The organism is Pseudomonas sp. UM16, assembly GCF_050312595.1.
In the GTDB taxonomy this organism is placed as follows: Bacteria; Pseudomonadota; Gammaproteobacteria; order Pseudomonadales; family Pseudomonadaceae; genus Aquipseudomonas.
The window spans coordinates 122,469-139,281 of record NZ_JBNPJT010000012.1; the positions used below are offsets into that span (position 1 = coordinate 122,469).

A 16,813-nucleotide genomic window follows, 5' to 3' on the forward strand; every position below is an offset into this window, starting at 1 on the left:
CGGCTGGAGCGCAAGGGGGCAGTTTATTACTATTAACTGTGACCAAACCGGACATTAAGTGCGATGCGCGAGCCCCTTGAAATCCAAAATCTGGCATCCGAATTAGAGCTTGATCTCAAAGATCGATATGGCCTGATGGTGGGTGGCAGTGCGCTGTGGAGAGAGTTGGGATACGCGTCCTATGACGCGTTTCGAAAAGCCAAACAGCGCGGGACTATCGACGTTCCCCTGTTTGAGGTGCCCAATCGTCGGGGCTTCTTTGCCCTGTCCAAAGAGGTCGCATGTTGGATTGCCACGCAGCGCTGCGCACGGCAGCAGACCGTATGAACTAGGCATATGAGGAGTATGGCAATGAGACCAGGCTAGGAGTTAGCCGGTGGATTTGGAGCACAAAAAAGCCCAGGGGTGGAGCCCTAGGCTTTTTTGATGGTATTAGGTTTTTCAGCCCTATGCGCCATCATTCTGTGTTCCCTCGCGTTCGGCGTCAAGTCGACCACCTTCCGTTTGTCTGCAATTTTCACACGGCGCGACTTGTGAGGCATTTACATGCCTGTCGCGAGGAGAACATATGAGGCTGCCAATAGGTACGCAGCGCGAGGTGCTACGTCTCGCGAGCGACCCCAAGCTTTCGAATAGGAAGATTGGTCTATTAGCCAAAGTGTCCCACAACACTGTTCGCACCATTCGCGATCAGTTGGCTCAGTGCGGGCAAAGCTGGGAAGAGCTAAAGCACCTTGACGACAAAGCGCTCGCGGAGCGTCTGCATACCCAGCAGAGAACCTCATCTCAAAGGAAGGTCTACCCGTCATGGCCCGTCGTCCATGAAGAGCTAAAACTTCCTGACATCACCTTAGAGCTCCTATGGCAAGAGTTTCGTACGAGCGAGCCAGAAGGCGTGTCTTATGCTCAGTTCACGCGACTCTATCGTGAGTGGGTCAATAGGCAAAAGCTGAGCATGCGACAGATTCACCTCCCCGGAGACAAGTGCTTCGTGGACTTTTGTGGCAGGACAATGCCCGTGACCAACCCGGACACGGGAGCGATCAGCCAAGCCCAGGTGTTCGTGGCAACGCTAGGCGCCTCGGGATACATTTTTGCCACCGCTGTGAACAGTCAAACGATCCCAGACTGGCTCAGATGCAACGTTCTGGCCCTGGAGTTCTTCGACGGGGTTCCCCGGTTCGTTGTGCCTGATAATTTGAAGTCAGCAGTGACTAAAAACACGAGAGATGTGGTGACCTTAAATCGCGCCTACGCCGAGTTTTCTGAGCACTACGGATTTCAGATTTACCCCGCCAGACCGCGTAAACCGAAAGACAAGTCGCTAGGTGAGATTGCCGTTCAACTGGTACAGAGGTTCGTTCTCGCAAGGCTGAGAGCGAGCACGTTTTTTTCCCTAGAAGAGCTCAACGAGAAAATCAGCTACTGGGTCGATGAGCTAAACAGTCGTATCACACGGACGTACCCGAAGAGCAGAACCAGCCGCTTCCTTGAGCTTGATTATCCAGCCCTCAAGCCCCTTCCAGAACAGCGATACAGCTACAGTCAGTGGGTGTATCAGGTTCGGGTAGGCAGCGACTACCACGTAGAATTTGAAGAGCACAGCTACTCCGTCCCTTATCACTTTGCGAATCTTCTTGTCGATTTACGCGTGCGACACGATTGGCTCGAAATCCTTCATCAGCGCCGTGTCATCGGCTCGCACAAGCTCAATCGCCAGCGCGGCACTAGCACCCTCAGAGAGCACTTGGCCCCGAATCACAGCCATTTTCAAGACTCCCAGCCGGAAGCGCTGATGGTATGGGCTGAGACTGTCGGGCCGGAAACACTCCGTTTCGTGAAGGACAACCTCAATCTAAGGAAAGATTTCGCGACAGGTTTGAAGGCCGTTATTGGCCTGAAACGCGACGTTCGCACGGGGGCGATCACGCCGTCTCGCCTTGAATCCGCGTGCGGCTATGCCAACAGCTTGAAAATCCTGAGTTCTGAGCGGCTACGGTCGATCCTTCGGAACGAATCTGACCTGCGTCCCAGCTACCAAAGATCCGCCCCCTTGGTCGAACACGCCAACATTCGCGGTGCTGAATACTACGCCTCACAAGGAGATGAGCCGCTATGAAATCAATCCTCAATACTGCCCAAAACCTCATGACTCTTGGCCTGCACGGGATGGCCGTGGCCTACGAGCGACAGCTTGAAACACCGGCGCTGCTGAAAGAACCATTCGATATAAGGCTTGGCTTAATGGTGGACGCCGAAAATAGCGAGCGGGAGAGCAGAAAGGTTGGACGTTTGCTAAAAGCCGCGAGGCTTCGTGAGAATGAAGCCACAATGGACAGCATTGAATTCAAAGCATCCCGAGGCATAGACCGGAATACTGTCATGACCCTCGGAGAGTGTGAATGGTTGGCGCGACGTCAGAATGTGATCATCACAGGCGCCACGGGCACTGGCAAAACTTGGCTCGCTTGCGCACTCGGAAACCAGGCCTGCCGCCTTGGGCGAGCGACGCTGTATCGCACCGCCAGCAAGCTTTTTGAAGAGATCTCACTTTCTTACGCTGACCACACCATGCCCAAACTACGTCGGCAATTGATACGCGCAGAACTATTGATTATCGACGATTTGGGCATCGGTGGGATTGACGCCCAACTTGGCCCGTTCCTCCTGGACGTTATCGACCAGCAGTCACAGAACGGGTCATTGCTGATCACAAGCCAGTACCCGAAAGAAAAATGGTATGACCTGTTCTCCGATCCCACGATTGCCGACGCGATTCTTGACCGTATCGTTCACAAGTCTCACGTCGTCGAGCTAAAAGGCGAATCGATGCGGAGGGTCAAAAGTCGTAGACGCACGTAAAAAATTCAAGTGCGAGCCTCGACTGGTCAACATGAATGCAATTGGTCAAGTCGAATGCAAACAGCTGGTCATGTGCAATGCAATCGACTGTTTCTAATGATATTTTCAATGCAGGCAGAATCACCTTGTCATGGTAGTTCTGGTGTCATAGTCCGTTGTTGCGGCGTTTTCAAAACGGATCAGGGCCACCCTCAACACCGGTAAAAGTGATTTCAGGTGGTTCGCCCTCTCGCTGCCATCCGAACTGATAAAGCAGCCACTGGTAAGTACCTTCTTGACGATCAGCTATGAGTAAAAGTGTCCATCCAACCCGCAGCAGTAGGTTCGCGTTTTCTTCACTACGGGTACTGGTCAATTTAGTCGTCTTGTCGATGCTCATCTGGCATCCTCATACTGAGACCATTGATGAAAGATAGCCTTGAGCCCGCCTGACCACATCTGAGCGGTTCGGGTTACGCTGGTTGAGGTGGCGCAAGCGATGTCTGTCCACTCACTCTCTTCATCCAATAATGACCGCCAGAAATCGGCTAGAAGCGGACGCTTGCCTGCTGTCGGTTTTGGGGCCTAGAACAGCAGCAAAATGTATGGATGCCGCTAAAACGAGCGCCGCATATTGGATAAGTTCTTCATCTGTGCGCATGCCAGGCCAATGAGAGGCTGCATCGGTATCTGGACATGATGATAGCGAAACGATACCGTCGATGGAGAAAAATCATTTAATTTGGAGCAATAGATATGGATGTCTTAGATATTAAATTAGAAAATTGCTATGGAATTCAAAAGCTTGATGCCAAGCTTGCATTCAAAGGGACCCAGAAAACACCAGATGGCTCAGCCTTCTCGATCTATGCGCCGAACGGCTTCATGAAGACGTCGCTTGCGCGGACATTTCTGGACTTCCAAGAAGGACGTGACAGCCAAGACCTAATTTTCCCGACACGTACAACCATCCGCGCAATCACAGCCGAACCTGCTGCTTCGATCACCCCCGACTCCGTGTTTGTCATCAAACCCTATGTGGAGCGTTATTCCGGCTCTGGAACCTCGACATTACTAGTAAACCCCAAACTGAGAGGAGAATACGAAGAGGCGGTGAGAAATATCGAGTCGACTCAAGAAGATCTGCTGAAGACGTTGAAGGAGGCTTCAGGGTGGCCAGGTAAAGCGTCTCCCGTCTCCGAAATAAAAGAAGTCTTCAAATTTACGAGTCCGTATGAATTTTTTGTAGAACTAGCAGATAAACTTGACGGCGATACTAGGTTCAATGACTTGTCCTATATAGAAATTTTCAACGACAAAACGATAGCTGCGTTTAAGGCTGGTACGCTCCATCAACAGCTTCAAGAGTACATGTCTAAATATCAAGAGCTGGTGGAAGGCTCTCCTCTCCTCAGCAAGAAGTTCAATCATGCTGGGGCCAGTGATGTCTCTAAAAATCTTCAAACAAATGGCTTCTTTGAAGCTAATCACACCCTAAATATTTCTAATGGAGGGGTAAGGACTGAAGTTTCTTCTGCCAAGGAGCTGGAGGGGTTAGTCCAGGCAGAAAAGCAACGCATCTTGGGCAACAAAGAGTTGTCTGCGAGGTTCGATGCGGTTGATAAACAGCTGCAAAAAAATGCTGAGCTAAAAAAATTCAGGGAATATTTGACACTCCATCCGGAAATCCTCCCTGAACTTGGTGATTTTGAAGGATTCCGAAAGAAGCTGTGGTTCAGCTACTTCAATGTAGCTCAATCAGCTATGAAAATTTTCGCCATGGCATATGCTTCAGCAAAGGACGTAATTGCGCACACGGCAAAGCAGGCTCAGGAAGAAAAAACCAAATGGGCTGCCGTTGTCACTCAGTTCAACGAACGGTTTTATGTTCCCTTCAAGCTGGTTGTTCAGAATCAACAAGACGTCATTCTAAAAGGCGAAAGCCCGAAAGTTACCTTTGAATTTCATGATGGCCAAGAAACCTGTGGGGTCGAAGAGGAAAAGCTGCTTCAGGTTCTCAGCCAAGGAGAGAGGCGGGCACTTTACATATTGAATGTCCTTTTCGAAGTACAGGCACGCCGAGAATCGAACCAGACTACCCTGTTTGTAGTTGATGATATCGCGGACTCATTCGACTACAAAAACAAATACGCCATCATTGAATACTTTAATGAAATTTCCAAGGTTACATTTTTTAGACTGCTATTTCTAACTCATAATTTTGACTTTCACCGAACAATCAGCAGCCGTCTCCAAATTGCTAGAGAGCGAAGGTTTTTTGCGAGAAAGGATCAGCGCGCGCTAACATTTGTACCAGAAAAATATCAGAATAATCCATTTATTATTTGGAAGAATGGATTAGCCCAGAACGCAGCTTTTCTAGTAGCGAGCATTCCTTTTGTGCGAAATCTAGCTGAGTACTGCCACGGGACTACTAGCCAGCACTACCTGAGGCTGACATCCCTTCTACACATAAAAGCAGATAGTAAGGCTCTTACAATAGCGGATCTTGAGTCAACGGTTAAGGCCACGCTATCGGACCAGGCAGCATTATCTCTTCCAAATCCCACATATAGCGCCCTTCAACTAATATACGATCAAGCGGAAGCGCTCGCCGCCAATGCTGCGGACGATGTCGAACTAGAATCGAAGGTGATTTTATCCATTGCCATCAGGCTGAAGGCCGAAGAATATATGATTAACAAAATAAATGATGTCGCCTTCGTAGAGGCTATCAGCAGAAATCAAACATTCGAGTTGTTCAACAAGTTCTCATCAAGTCTATCATTCGGTAATGATGAAATCATGGTGCTCTCGCAGGTGAATCTGATGACTCCTGAAAATATCCATCTCAACTCTTTCATGTATGAGCCTATATTGGATATGTCAGCGCTTCATCTTTATGATCTGTACGAAAAGATCAAAGCGCTGTCGTAAAAGCCAACTATAGCTACGGCATGTAATTTGTTACTGTGGTGCTCACTGGTTGAATGCACTAACTTGCTCCGCCCAATTTACGTTTGACCACCAGTCGCTTGAATCCGGCATGACCGGTCATTACATCGAATTTAACCAGCACACCGATTGTGTGATGACTGGCTGCGAGTCTTGGCAACGCAGTTGGCGAAAGGCAGAAAGCGGCCGATAGATGTGATCGAATCGTGCCTATATAAAACGAGGACAACACACGGTAGCTGAGTCGGGTTTTAAGTAGGGACCTGGTTTCGGCATTATTTCTGGAAATTCTCCGACCCTAAACGTTTTCACACAGCTTGGACCCATACCAGACGGTCGGTAAGCTGCGACCACGCCAAGAGACGGCTCGCAATTTGTGAACGAAGGGCGACGCGCCTGTTCCGCGGAGCTGGCCTAGCGATCAAGGAGAGGGGTAAAAAGGTCTCGAAGAGCGCGGTCGTCAAATTTTTCCCCGTCCCGTTTGCCCGATGACGGGATACTCGGAGAGGAGGCGCGACTGCTTCGGTCTTCAATCTCGCCTATGCGATCCTCGATGGCTGAGACGGCGCTATTCAACTTAGCTTCCGGCACACCAAAACGCGGCGCGAACTTTTTCAAGGCATTGATCCGGTCCGATAGGGAGGACTCGCTATCATCCTCGCGAATGCGACTAGTGTTATCCTCGAACTCTTCGAGCACAGCCGTCTGCAAAGCACAGGTAATGCTGTCGGGCAGCCCATTCGCAGCATCCACTGCATCCACAAGGGTGGAGAGCATGTCACTTGAACTCCACCGTATGGTGTCGGTAAGGGCCTTTTCGATGAGCTCTAGGAATTCGGCTTCATAAATGAACGGCCGGCCATAACCCCTACCGTCCCGCAGGGAAAAGAACTCGATCAGAACCTCCCCGTCTGACCATGCACTGAAGCCCTGCTGTGGATTTCGCGCGATCTTGATGATGCTGTCGGCAAACCGCCGGTCGTCAGTGATCTCCCACCAATCCATCAGCATCCGGAGCCGTCTGGAGTTTGCGGCATCATTGTATTCGAGTGAGCGGGCGTCACCGGCTCGCGGACGCCAGTGCGGGCGCTCTTCGATCATCTCAACCATATCAGCGCAGGCTCTGGCGATCTTCGCTTGGTCGGACTCGCTAAGCCCAGACGGATGCACGAAGTCCCAAAGGCTCGACAGCCAGTCGATTGAGACCGCCGTGGGAGCAAGGCGAATAAGGAGATCTGTGTCCAACAGGTAGGTTGAGAGATAGTCTTTGAGCGAAGGATTGAGAAAAGAAACCGTTGGCCTGTCGATGTTGACGACATTGACGAAGCTACCTTCCAGAATACGAAGGGCTTCTTCGAAATCTTTAGGACCGTGTGCCAGACCGTAGGCCGTGCTCATCGAGGTATGCAGGATATCGAAAGATGAGCGAAGAGTCGTGATTGAAACCCCGTATTCTGATAGGAAAAACATCGCCATCAGGAGATGCCTGCACCGGTGATCAATGTGCGTTCGGAAAGCGGTGTCCCAAATCTGGCTTGGATTGTTCAGGGCGCCGATAAAGGCAGCGGGATAATTGGCGGGTTCAATGTCACCAACGCGAAATGCATCGGTCATTGCCTCGATGACACGTGGGTTATAGTTCTTGTGATCAACGATTTCCGGGAGCCTCTTACTCTCCAATAACGCCCGGATATGCGACTGTGGCGTCTCTGACACGAAAAGATGATTGTAGAGAATCCGCGCTTTGATTCGACGAGTGTAAATACCAACATCGAGTACGTACTTCGTCACATCGAGGCGCTGATCACCAAGGTGTTCAGAGACTCTACGGGCTTCCTCAAATATATAACCCCTCGTTGTCAGAATGAAACGGGCATTCGGTGAGCGACGTATGCGGCTCATGAAGCGCGCAAGGTCAGAATCTTTATGCGCCAAAGCTTGTCGATCGAGGGCGACCTTTCCAAGAAAATCATCGAAAAGAAATATTTGCTTTTTGCTGTCGTTAATGGCGGCGAAGCCGTCTTCCAAACTACGGATGGGAATAAGCTCCCACTCCTCGCTTAGAAATGTATAGCAAAGCATCTCGGCCAGTGTGGTTTTGCCAACGCCCGGCGGCCCGGATATGATGAGAAGCCGATGCTTTTCAAGCGTAGCCAGTGATTCGTCGAAGCTGGGGTTTGATGCGTAGACACGAACCTTTTGTTCGATGTCTTCACGTGTTAGCGCTGCAAAGGTATGGGCCGCCGCATGTACGACCCGCTCCAAAACACCCACGCCCGAGAGCCAGAGTTTGATGTGCGACTTGAGGATGTCTGGGTACTTCCGGAGAAGACCATTGAGGTCCTCCGGACCAAAAATATCCGCCTCAGATTTCAGACTTGACCCTATGAGTGGAGAGAGCCTACTTTTGCCAAGCGGAGTAAATCTACAGGAGGTCGCGAGTATGTAACGGGTGGGAGCCAGCCTATCGATTGAGGAACGCTCGCGCTTCATGGCCGCCGTTAATTTGCTGAACGGCGAACCTTCATAATGCTTCGCCTGTAGAACAACGTTCCCGCTGGCGTGCGCGTGCCGACCGTCAATACCACCATCTGGGCCTGCGCAGAATGCCTCAAAGCGAAGTCCTTCTTCTTTTCCGACGAGGTCCCGGACGAGATCCTCAAAGTCCGCCGATGAGAGATTTCTGAAGTCATAGCTCATGCTGCATTTTACTCCAATCCGCGCCAAGGTCAGGTCGCTAATACTCGTCAGACAGAAGATCATCCACAGGTACCTTTGCCGTCGAACCTGACCGGATGCGATCAGCATGGCGCGTGAGTAAGGAGGCGAGGCGGAGTGCCCGGAGGATCGACGATTTCGCGCTGCCATCTGATACTACAATGATGTTTAAGACAGCAAGCGGTTATTCAACGACGTCAAAACGATTGAATTTCTCTACTGAATGTCTTAGCCCCTTTACCAGACCCGATCCCTGAAGGGACGGGGAGCGGGGGGTAACTCTGAACACTTCTGCGCCAGAGTTGGATCTGAATATCAGACGCCTACTTTTCTGCTGTAAACACGTGCCTAAAGCTTCAGCAGAATCGACCCATTGCGGTCAGTCAACAACGGCAATTTTTGCCGGTGGCGAAGGGCTGCATTGGGCGGAGCTCTGCCCTCCACACCAGGCAGCTGTTGGTCGACTTGAGCCAGTCGTGGATACGATGCGCACTGGTCAAGTCGGATGCAAATGCCTGGTCAAGACGAATGCAAATTGGTGGTCAAGTCCATGCAATTACACAAGATTGATTCCGACCCGACTAACCTGCAAAGCATTGATCGTGTACGGCTACCACGTAAGCTCGATTTCGCTGCTCGAGATGAGGCCAATCGTAGGCTTGGGCGGGCAGGGGAGGAATGGGCTTTGGGGTACGAAGAGTATCGGTTAGTGACGGCTGGGATGGAGACGCTTGTCCCAGGCGTAGATTGGGTGTCAGAGTCAAAAGGTGATGGAGCCGGATTCGACATCCTTTCATTTGAGGACCATAGCCAGCACCGCTTCATCGAAGTGAAAACTACCAATGCTGGATTGATGACTTCGTTCGTGTTGAGTAGAAACGAGCTGGAGCGCTCAAGGGAAGAAGGCGATCAGTTTTACCTTTATCGAGTTTTTAACTTTTCAACGAATCCTCAGTTGTACATGCTGCGAGGCGACCTAACACAGAAGCTTCATTTGAAGCCGATGGATTATCGCGCGAGTTTTCGTGAAATTGTCTCGTAACCTTAGCGGTTTTGGTCGTTGGACGTAAAAATCTTCAGAATTTCCCGATTCCCTGTAGTCCATTTCCGAATCATACTCCCGCCTGCATCAAGCCATTGCGGTGTTTCCACTAGCGCTCTAGTCTCCCCTAGTCGTTGCCAATTCAACGACCGGTTTTGACAGACCGAATTCAAAGTGAATCCGCATGTGCTCGCGTTATGGCGGCTGTACGTGGGGCACCTTCGTGTGCGCCGGGTTTCCCTTTGCTTTGCCGGTCTGTCAACCCGCGTATAGCTGCCACCATTTGTTTGACAGCAGGCGTGTGGCGGCTCCCTAAAGCAAAGGAGTTCGCTATGTTAAAAATCGTCCCAGACCCACCCCTCAGCCTTAACCAATCCCTCGAAGACATCCTCGTCCAAATCTCCGAATACCTGGTCTGCGCCATGACCGTGGCACAGCAGACTGTCCTGCTTCATTCCAGCTCTCCGGGCCAGATCCTGACCTTGTCCACCCTGCATGAAATCGACAACGCCCGCGCTTTGGTTGAAGTGGCGTTGAGTAAGGTTCAGTTGCGGCATTGATCTGGCGGCTGTAACAGCGGGGTTTCCCGTGGTCGAGCGAGGGTGGCTGGTCTGGCATAGGCGAGCGCTTTGCGCTCGATCGCGGGCAACACCCGCTCCTACAGGTATTGGCGTCGCCCTGTAGTTGCATTGAGGGCTAGGGAGGTTGGGATGGATGAGGATTCGCGGTCGAGTCTCAAAACGCTAGGCGTCGGCACATTCGCTGAAGGCGAGGGCGGGGCAGGCGCTGAGCGGTTGTTTCGGGTCGAACCAGGGCACGGTGCGGCGTTCGTGCTGGAGCAGGTTTCGATCATGATGGGCTGTGCGCACCACCTGACGTTGCAAGCCGGCCTTGAGCAGGACGGTACGTCGGCGTGGGCAGCGCATTATCTGGTGGGGATGGCCAAGGCGCTGGTTGAGGATGTGGCCCATGCCATTGACGTTGAGTCGGGGGCCAGCCGTCCGCTTCAGCCCGATCATAGGCGGTGAACGGCGCGGCCTGTGGCAGAGGGTCCGCATCAGGCACGGAAAGCGTTGGAGGAGCTTCGCGCCTGATGGACGAACACTGAGCTAAAGGCCCAATTACAGGTGGAAGTCGCCCGCGGCCTCCGGCTGGTAAAGCACTTTCCTGATCCCGATCCGGCGGGTCCGGTCAGAAACGCGCCAGTCGATGGCGTCCCCCTCCTGATAGCCGAGGATGGCGGCGCCGATGTCGGAACACACGGAGTACTTCCCGGCGCTGCTGTCCGCGTCTTCAGGGTACACCAGGGCCACTTCGATCTCTTCGTCGTCCAACTGCAGCAAGGCCCTGGAGTTCATCGTGACAACATTGCGCGCCACCTGCTGCGGCGTGACGACAATGGCTCGCTCAAGCTCATGTTCGAGTTCAACAACGGTCGGGCCTTCCTCGAGCGCGATCAGGCTCTCGAGCCTGGCCTTGTCGATTTCAGTGATGTAGATCTCAGTGGAGTCGCCAATGGCACCTTCACGCAAGCACTGGAGATAGCGCCCCGCCGTCATGGAAAATGACTTCAATGTCGGCGTTTCGCTCTCAAGCAGAAAACCGCTGCGCAGAAAAACTTTCAGCGAGCGCGTGTTGTCCGGGTGGATCTTGGCGATGAGCTTCTCGGCCCGCATGTCGAGGAAGGCCAGTTTCATGCCTTCGCGGATCGTGCGGGCGCCAAGGTTTCGGCCCCATTTGTCGCTGTCTCCGATAACCAGAACTATCTCGCAATTGGAGCCGGTCTTGATCAGACGGACAAAACCCACCGGGGCATCATGCCGGTCATAGGCCATGAAGAATCGGCCACCCCGGTTGAATAAATGGGTCAGGATCGGTAATTGAGTTCGATCAATGACTTGCTCGATGGAGCGGGAAACATGACGCGAATCGCTCAGATAGCAGGTAACGCGCTCATCTTCCAACCAATCCATCAGTGTCAGTGCGTGTGCCCGAGTAATTTCCGGGCACAGCGAAATGAAAGGCTTGTTCATCTTCACCACAGTTATTTGGAAAGAATGAAAGCCCTTCATGGCTATGGCCATGACGGTTCTTTCGGCAACCGGCCATTTTACGACATAACGCGAGTAATGCCGAACAGCAGTCGAAGATCTGGTGCATGGCCTGCCAGCATCAGCATAAGGCTGGACCGGTTTCTGGCAGTGAAAACCGGTCCCGTGTTGAAGCAGGTGTGCAGTCTGGCGATCAGACCGCTACAGCAACCAAGTCCATGCTTCTGTCTTGAGCATCAATGATGAAGGGCAGCGGCAGGGGGTGTGTCGTGTCAATGGAGGTAACCTCGAAACCGCCCACGACCAGGGGCTGCCGCTGTTCCAGTACGATCGATTCCTCCGCCAGCCGTTTGACCATTCTCGCGTGGTTCATTGCGATTTCATTGAGCGTTGACACGGTACATCTCCGATAACTGAGCAGGCCATTCGTTGGGCGTGCTCAAGCGTTAGTGTTGGCCGCTGCCGCGTCAGAATTATGTCTTTTCCGGGCCGCTGGAACCGCATTGTGCAATAGCCAAGCCAGAGGTTGTTAGGTTTTTGCGGCGGAATTTCAAATGCGACGAGTGGCGGTATTTCACACTGTTGGCTTTGAAGATTGCCATCTATTTGCCATTATCCATGCCACGATTTGATACCCAAGGTTTGAGCACACGATGAATCAGATGGCCGCGCAAACAGTCGCCTCACTATGGCCGCACATGCAGGGGGTGGGGCCGCTGGGCACGCCAGCGCGTAATTCACCGTTTGAGGTCGGCGAGGTGACGGTCGATCGTGTTGTAGTTCGCACCGGCAAGTCGGCGAAAACCAAGGTGGTGCTTCCCCGAATGGCCTTTGAAGCAGCTCTGGGCTATCTGCTCACACATGGCCATCACGCTGGCAATCCCTGTGAAATTGCCGCCGCCGATGCGCCCGAGAAGGCCGGCCCGCTGTGCTTGGCCTCGCGTCTGCTGCCGTCGGGGAAATATGGGGTTCGCAACATCACCTATGTGCTGCCGATTCTGCAACAGCTCGGGGTGGTGGAGATCAATGCGAATAAGCCTTCCCGCGTTTGGTTGGTGAACCAGACAGCTGTGCCTGTGGCCGGTCCTGGTCTTGAAGAGGCGGTGAAGGTCGATGCCGGTGCATCCCTTTTGACACCTATCCAACACGCCTTCGCCGATCACCTGGCGGTGCTGTGGGCGGGTGGGGTGGATTCGTTTGTTCACCGCTATGCGATTACCGATCACCGTGCTTGGAACACCTGGAAAAAACGCGGGCATCGTGGTGAGTGGTGGTGCAATACCTTGCCTCAGGCAGCCGCGCATTACTCCTGGTATGAAGAGTCGGCACCTGATGATTTCGCCAGCATCGCAGCGCGTCTGCGCGTCGCGCTGGCGGCCAATGATTGTCGCGCTGCGCAACAGGCCTGTGAAGCATTGTTCGCTTGGGGCAATGTGGCGTTGGGCAAGGACGGTGGCGCGCGCGCCTGGATTAACGCACAGCTGGCCAGTTCGACGCTGTGTGAGTCGATTCTGCTGGCGGTCGAATTGCTCCATCCGGTTTGCCGCAAATCGCTGGAGGCGTTCGATGGCGAGCGTCTGCTGATGAACTCGACGATGACCAAGGTGTATGCGGCGGCTGATCCACTCAACATCATCATTTATGACGGTCGCGTAGGGGCAGCGTTGGGGTTGCTGGCCCGACGCTGGTTGCTGGCAGACGGTAAGCAGTCGGTGCCAGATGATCTGGCCTTTTGCTGGGGCGGTAAGCGCGATGATCCGGCCGACACGCGTAACCCTTCGTTAGGCAGCCTGCGTTTTTCCAAGTTGGGATACACACTCAAGCAGGTATTGGACTGGGCGAATCTGGTGCGCATCAGCAATCGGATCTTGCGTCAGGTGGCTTCGACACTTCGTGCGCAGGGGCAATCTGTCAGGTTGCTGGACCTTGAACGGGCCTTGTTCATGGTGGGGTACAACGTTGGCGGTGGGGAAATTTTGTAGGCACGAGCTTGCCCTGCGATGCGGCTGACAGGGCGCAATTGCAGGGCGCTTTTGGGTTGTTTGCGTCTACTCAGTCAAGCAACTACTTGCCGCTGATGCGCAGGTATCTGCTCGATGAAGCGCTCGAAATGTTCCAGGCGGACTCTGCTTTTCGCCACTGCTCGGCCCACGGTCTGCATGTCGTGGATCAGGTCGGTGGCGTCGAGGCGGTGCAGGTTGCGGCCAATCAGTTCTTCGCAGCCTATCGAGGCCAGACCTTGGCTGGTCAGGTCGACGTTGTAACGCGCATAGGTAAACAGCGGCGCACTGTGCTGCAGGCCGATCATGTCGCCCAGTTCACTGTCCAGCGGGTCACCCGCGACGCATTTACCAAAGGCACGGCAAAGCATGTCTTGTTGGTTTGCCGACGCCAGCATCAGGCCGGCAGGTGTCGAGGTTGCGGTGTAAAGCAGGTTCATCTGTCTGGGGGTCAGTTCCGGCGCCGAGGCCGGATGCAGGCCTGTGCCCACCGACACCAGCAGCATGTCGTCTTCACCGGTTTTCCAGCCCATGCGATAGGCCGGCAGCGTGGCACTGAGGTAGGAGATGAACGCCGGGTTGTTGTAGGGGGTAAGGCCGCCGTCGATAAACACGAACGGTTTTTTCAACCCCGGAAAATGGATGGTTTCCGGAGCAAAAAAAGTGGGTGCCGCGGTGCTGGCGCGCACAATGCGCCACAGTGGCAGGTCCAGGTTGCAACCTGGCCCCGGCTGGTTGTACTGGGCATAGGGGTTGTTGGTGAGCAGCCAGGGTGAGTCTGTGGTGGCGTTTTTCAGCACCACCATCAGCAGGGTTTTCAGTTGCTCGGAGCCCAGGGTGGTGTGTTCGCCGAAGCGTTCCTTCATCAGGCGCTCGAGCTCGCCGTGAACATAGCGATGAAAACCCATACGTTGCCACCAGCCTGCACGTTTGAACATGCGCTGGCCGGAGGTGTTGTACAGGTCACGTAGTTCATCGACCTCCATGCCCAGCGACAATCCGGCTGCCAGAATGGCGCCGGTGCTGCAGCCGGAAACGAAGTGGAACCAGTCGGACAGACGCAACTGCGGGTTGCCGGTACTCACGCGCAGCAAGCGTTCGATCTCGGCCAGTATCTCTACCGCGATCACGCCGCGTATGCCACCGCCGTCGATGGTCAGCAGGCGCTTTTGGCCCTCGCTTCGGACAATGCCCTGAAGGACTGAATTCACTACAGGCTTCCTTTTGTGTAGTTGATTGGCGCTCAACCGCCGTGGGCGGGAACAATGGCCTTGCGTTCGGTGGTGGCCAACCAGTTCATGTGCTCACGAGACAGTTCAACACCGACCACTTCGAACACGGCTGGGCCCATGCCCTCGGCTTGCGGGCTCGCCACCAGCGCTTCGACGCGCTCAAGGTAGCGCTCGGTCGATTGGTACTGCGCGTGCAGTTCCTTGATGGAGGTGTTGTTGGCGTGCAGTTCCAGCACCGCGCCGATCACCGGAATCCAGCCGATTGCAAACACAATCAAGTCTTTCCAGGCCAGCTCCAGCCCAGGCAAGGTGGTGTGCTTGAAGAAGGAATAGAAGGACAGCAGCAATACACAGAGGATCACTGGAATGCAGATGGTCGCCTTGACTACGCGTTCGATTTTCTCGTGCTTGAGGTGCAGGCGATGGCGGGCATTGTGGTAGTACGCGCGCTGTGCCCCAATCCAGTCGTTAAGCACTTTGCTGCGATCTACCGGAAGCACGCTGGTGTTGTTGCCACCCAGCGAGGCCTGCCTGATCAGCGAGACGATGGTGCGGCGCTTGTCCTGGCCTTGGGCCGGTAGCCGTTGCGCCAGCGAAGCGTTGCCTTGCGGATCGACCAGGCCCAGCGCTTGCCAGAAGAATTCGATACGTAACGACTCGGAAACCGCGCGGTAAAAGGCGTAGCGGAATTTGGTCCGGTTGGGCTTGGCCCGCAGGTACCAGAGAAATGACAGCACAAACAGGCAGACATAGCCCGCCAGCACCAGGGCGACAGGGAGGATCTTTGCGTAGAACAGGAACACGCTGGTCAACAGCAGGGTCAGCCCGGCCACGGTACGGTGGGTGCGGTCGGTCTTGAGTTGCATGGCGTTGGCCAGGCCGTCGAAACGCTGGAACAGTTCGCTTATCGATTTCAGGTCGGCAGAGCGCTGGCTGTAGAACGGCTGGTCGTCGCTCGGCCAGTGGCCTTGGCTCTTGCTGGTGTGGGCAAGGGCTTGGCTTGAGCGGTTCAATTCGCGCAGATGTTCCAGGGTGTTGGCCGGCGGTTTGGCGCTGACGCTGACACCTTCAGCGCCGGCACTGAGGATGTAGCCGCAGTTTTGATCGATGGCACTGGCAGACTGACGATTGGCGCTGATGCGGTAAACCGGCACGGTGTCGACATCGTGCAGGTAGCGGCTGATGTCGTTGCGCAGCTGGCTGGCAGTGTCTCGTGTGCGCGCCAACAGTGCCAGCGGTTGCAGTGCCTGCAAGGTGAGGTGCTCAGTGCCGCCAGGCTTGGGCTGCGCACCGCGATTGGCTGAAAGGTTGCCATCCCAGATCACCACCAGGATGTCGGACTTGTTAAGCAGGTAGTCACCCAGGTTGCAGTAGGCCTGCTGACGCTCACTCACTTGCGGCAGTTCCAGTACCGGCAGGCCGAGCGCCTTAAGCTCGGCGTGGAGCGCATCGAACGCCTCCAGCGCTGCGCCGTGGAAGTCTTCGCGGTAGTGCGCCAACGGCATTGGAAACACCGTTACCGGCTCTACCGGCAAGCCTTCCTTTCGCAGCGCCAGGGCGGTTCTGGCGATCAGTTGATCGGCCCCTTCGGCAAGCCCGGTGATCACCCGCAGGGCCAGGTCGGGGTACTGCCGGCGCAATGACGCAATCAGCTCACGGAACTCACGTTCAATCCGCGCAGCGTCCTGGGTGAGAACGTCGCGATGCCCGCTGACACCGATGACAATGGAAAGGGGTTGGCTCATACCTGTGGATTCACTCATCAACTGGAGAGCATCCGGCGCACTGGGGCTACTGCCTAAACTCGACATGACATCAATGTGCCTTTACTCAAAGAGCGCCAGCATATCGAGGTGAGATAAGGATTAGGAGGCGTAGATGGACATTATTATGAAAAACTTTCCGATTATTGCGTGGCAGCTCCAATTCAGCTTTAAATGTTACTTGATATTGATTGGCCATTATCGGCTTCGA

At 54.1% G+C, this 16,813-nt stretch carries 14 protein-coding genes; 8 read left to right on the plus strand and 6 right to left on the minus strand.

Annotated elements, in window-relative coordinates:
* The first annotated feature begins 63 nt into the window (after positions 1–63).
* The 3 genes from ACQRAX_RS16155 (at position 64) to istB (ending at position 2,862) form a co-directional block, all read left to right on the plus strand.
* Positions 64–327, plus strand: a complete 264-nt coding sequence (locus ACQRAX_RS16155) for a hypothetical protein (RefSeq protein WP_177095782.1) — start codon at positions 64–66, stop codon at positions 325–327.
* Positions 328–568: 241 nt separating this feature from the next.
* The gene (istA, locus tag ACQRAX_RS16160) at positions 569–2,119 is read left to right on the plus strand and encodes an IS21 family transposase (RefSeq protein ID WP_412039435.1); all 1,551 of its coding nucleotides are present in this window, start codon (positions 569–571) and stop codon (positions 2,117–2,119) included.
* Positions 2,116–2,862 carry an IS21-like element helper ATPase IstB gene (gene istB / locus ACQRAX_RS16165; RefSeq protein ID WP_412039434.1) on the plus strand — a complete coding sequence of 249 codons (747 nt, stop codon included), beginning with the start codon at positions 2,116–2,118 and terminating at the stop codon, positions 2,860–2,862. The genes istA and istB overlap by 4 nt, the downstream gene beginning before the upstream one ends.
* Before the next feature lie 169 nt (positions 2,863–3,031).
* Here istB and ACQRAX_RS16170 read toward each other — a convergent pair whose 3' ends face one another.
* Positions 3,032–3,241 (minus strand): hypothetical protein, encoded by a 210-nt coding sequence (locus ACQRAX_RS16170; protein WP_090183864.1) that lies wholly within the window; start codon positions 3,239–3,241, stop codon positions 3,032–3,034.
* Between the two features lie 356 nt (positions 3,242–3,597).
* Here ACQRAX_RS16170 and ACQRAX_RS16175 point away from each other — a divergent pair, with 356 nt between their 5' ends.
* A complete protein-coding gene (locus ACQRAX_RS16175; protein WP_412039433.1) occupies positions 3,598–5,778 on the plus strand; it encodes a hypothetical protein in 2,181 nt (726 codons plus the stop codon).
* Positions 5,779–6,210: 432 nt separating this feature from the next.
* Here the strand turns inward: ACQRAX_RS16175 and ACQRAX_RS16180 are convergent, their stop codons facing one another.
* Entirely contained in the window at positions 6,211–8,496 is a 2,286-nt protein-coding gene (locus ACQRAX_RS16180) for a restriction endonuclease (protein WP_412039432.1), read from the minus strand.
* Between the two features lie 568 nt (positions 8,497–9,064).
* Here ACQRAX_RS16180 and ACQRAX_RS16185 point away from each other — a divergent pair.
* The 3 genes from ACQRAX_RS16185 (at position 9,065) to ACQRAX_RS16195 (ending at position 10,584) form a co-directional block, all read left to right on the plus strand.
* Positions 9,065–9,556 (plus strand): DUF3883 domain-containing protein, encoded by a 492-nt coding sequence (locus ACQRAX_RS16185; protein WP_412039431.1) that lies wholly within the window; start codon positions 9,065–9,067, stop codon positions 9,554–9,556.
* Between the two features lie 332 nt (positions 9,557–9,888).
* Positions 9,889–10,116: a hypothetical protein gene (locus ACQRAX_RS16190; protein ID WP_412039430.1), complete on the plus strand. Its 228-nt coding sequence runs from the start codon at positions 9,889–9,891 to the stop codon at positions 10,114–10,116.
* A gap of 150 nt (positions 10,117–10,266) precedes the next feature.
* Positions 10,267–10,584 carry a DUF3077 domain-containing protein gene (locus ACQRAX_RS16195; protein WP_412039429.1) on the plus strand — a complete coding sequence of 106 codons (318 nt, stop codon included), beginning with the start codon at positions 10,267–10,269 and terminating at the stop codon, positions 10,582–10,584.
* A 93-nt stretch (positions 10,585–10,677) separates the two neighbouring features.
* Here ACQRAX_RS16195 and ACQRAX_RS16200 read toward each other — a convergent pair whose 3' ends face one another.
* Both ACQRAX_RS16200 and ACQRAX_RS16205 read right to left on the minus strand, forming a co-directional pair.
* Complete coding sequence (locus tag ACQRAX_RS16200) at positions 10,678–11,640, minus strand: bifunctional GNAT family N-acetyltransferase/nucleoside diphosphate kinase regulator (RefSeq protein ID WP_045184170.1); 963 nt, start codon at positions 11,638–11,640, stop codon at positions 10,678–10,680.
* A 160-nt stretch (positions 11,641–11,800) separates the two neighbouring features.
* Positions 11,801–12,004 (minus strand): hypothetical protein, encoded by a 204-nt coding sequence (locus tag ACQRAX_RS16205; protein WP_412039428.1) that lies wholly within the window; start codon positions 12,002–12,004, stop codon positions 11,801–11,803.
* A 265-nt stretch (positions 12,005–12,269) separates the two neighbouring features.
* On the opposite strand from ACQRAX_RS16205, the gene ACQRAX_RS16210 reads away from it, so the two are divergent.
* The gene (locus tag ACQRAX_RS16210; RefSeq protein ID WP_427867746.1) at positions 12,270–13,589 is read left to right on the plus strand and encodes a hypothetical protein; all 1,320 of its coding nucleotides are present in this window, start codon (positions 12,270–12,272) and stop codon (positions 13,587–13,589) included.
* Between the two features lie 74 nt (positions 13,590–13,663).
* Here ACQRAX_RS16210 and ACQRAX_RS16215 read toward each other — a convergent pair whose 3' ends face one another.
* Both ACQRAX_RS16215 and ACQRAX_RS16220 read right to left on the minus strand, forming a co-directional pair.
* On the minus strand, positions 13,664–14,818 hold the full coding sequence (locus tag ACQRAX_RS16215; RefSeq protein ID WP_412039426.1) for a patatin-like phospholipase family protein: 1,155 nt from the start codon (positions 14,816–14,818) through the stop codon (positions 13,664–13,666).
* Between the two features lie 32 nt (positions 14,819–14,850).
* On the minus strand, positions 14,851–16,584 hold the full coding sequence (locus ACQRAX_RS16220; RefSeq protein WP_412039425.1) for a hypothetical protein: 1,734 nt from the start codon (positions 16,582–16,584) through the stop codon (positions 14,851–14,853).
* Between the last annotated feature and the right edge of the window lie 229 nt (positions 16,585–16,813).

What these genes read in the sequence shown, in the direction of transcription:
- ACQRAX_RS16200 (WP_045184170.1), bottom strand. Translation starts at nt 11,640, where the DNA reads ATGGCCATAGCCATGAAGGGCTTTCATTCTTTCCAAATAACTGTGGTG.
- ACQRAX_RS16175 (WP_412039433.1), top strand. Translation starts at nt 3,598, where the DNA reads ATGGATGTCTTAGATATTAAATTAGAAAATTGCTATGGAATTCAAAAG.
- ACQRAX_RS16170 (WP_090183864.1), bottom strand. Translation starts at nt 3,241, where the DNA reads ATGAGCATCGACAAGACGACTAAATTGACCAGTACCCGTAGTGAAGAA.
- istB (WP_412039434.1), top strand. Translation starts at nt 2,116, where the DNA reads ATGAAATCAATCCTCAATACTGCCCAAAACCTCATGACTCTTGGCCTG.
- ACQRAX_RS16195 (WP_412039429.1), top strand. Translation starts at nt 10,267, where the DNA reads ATGGATGAGGATTCGCGGTCGAGTCTCAAAACGCTAGGCGTCGGCACA.
- ACQRAX_RS16155 (WP_177095782.1), top strand. Translation starts at nt 64, where the DNA reads ATGCGCGAGCCCCTTGAAATCCAAAATCTGGCATCCGAATTAGAGCTT.
- ACQRAX_RS16185 (WP_412039431.1), top strand. Translation starts at nt 9,065, where the DNA reads ATGCAATTACACAAGATTGATTCCGACCCGACTAACCTGCAAAGCATT.
- ACQRAX_RS16180 (WP_412039432.1), bottom strand. Translation starts at nt 8,496, where the DNA reads ATGAGCTATGACTTCAGAAATCTCTCATCGGCGGACTTTGAGGATCTC.
- ACQRAX_RS16220 (WP_412039425.1), bottom strand. Translation starts at nt 16,584, where the DNA reads ATGAGCCAACCCCTTTCCATTGTCATCGGTGTCAGCGGGCATCGCGAC.
- istA (WP_412039435.1), top strand. Translation starts at nt 569, where the DNA reads ATGAGGCTGCCAATAGGTACGCAGCGCGAGGTGCTACGTCTCGCGAGC.
- ACQRAX_RS16190 (WP_412039430.1), top strand. Translation starts at nt 9,889, where the DNA reads ATGTTAAAAATCGTCCCAGACCCACCCCTCAGCCTTAACCAATCCCTC.
- ACQRAX_RS16210 (WP_427867746.1), top strand. Translation starts at nt 12,270, where the DNA reads ATGGCCGCGCAAACAGTCGCCTCACTATGGCCGCACATGCAGGGGGTG.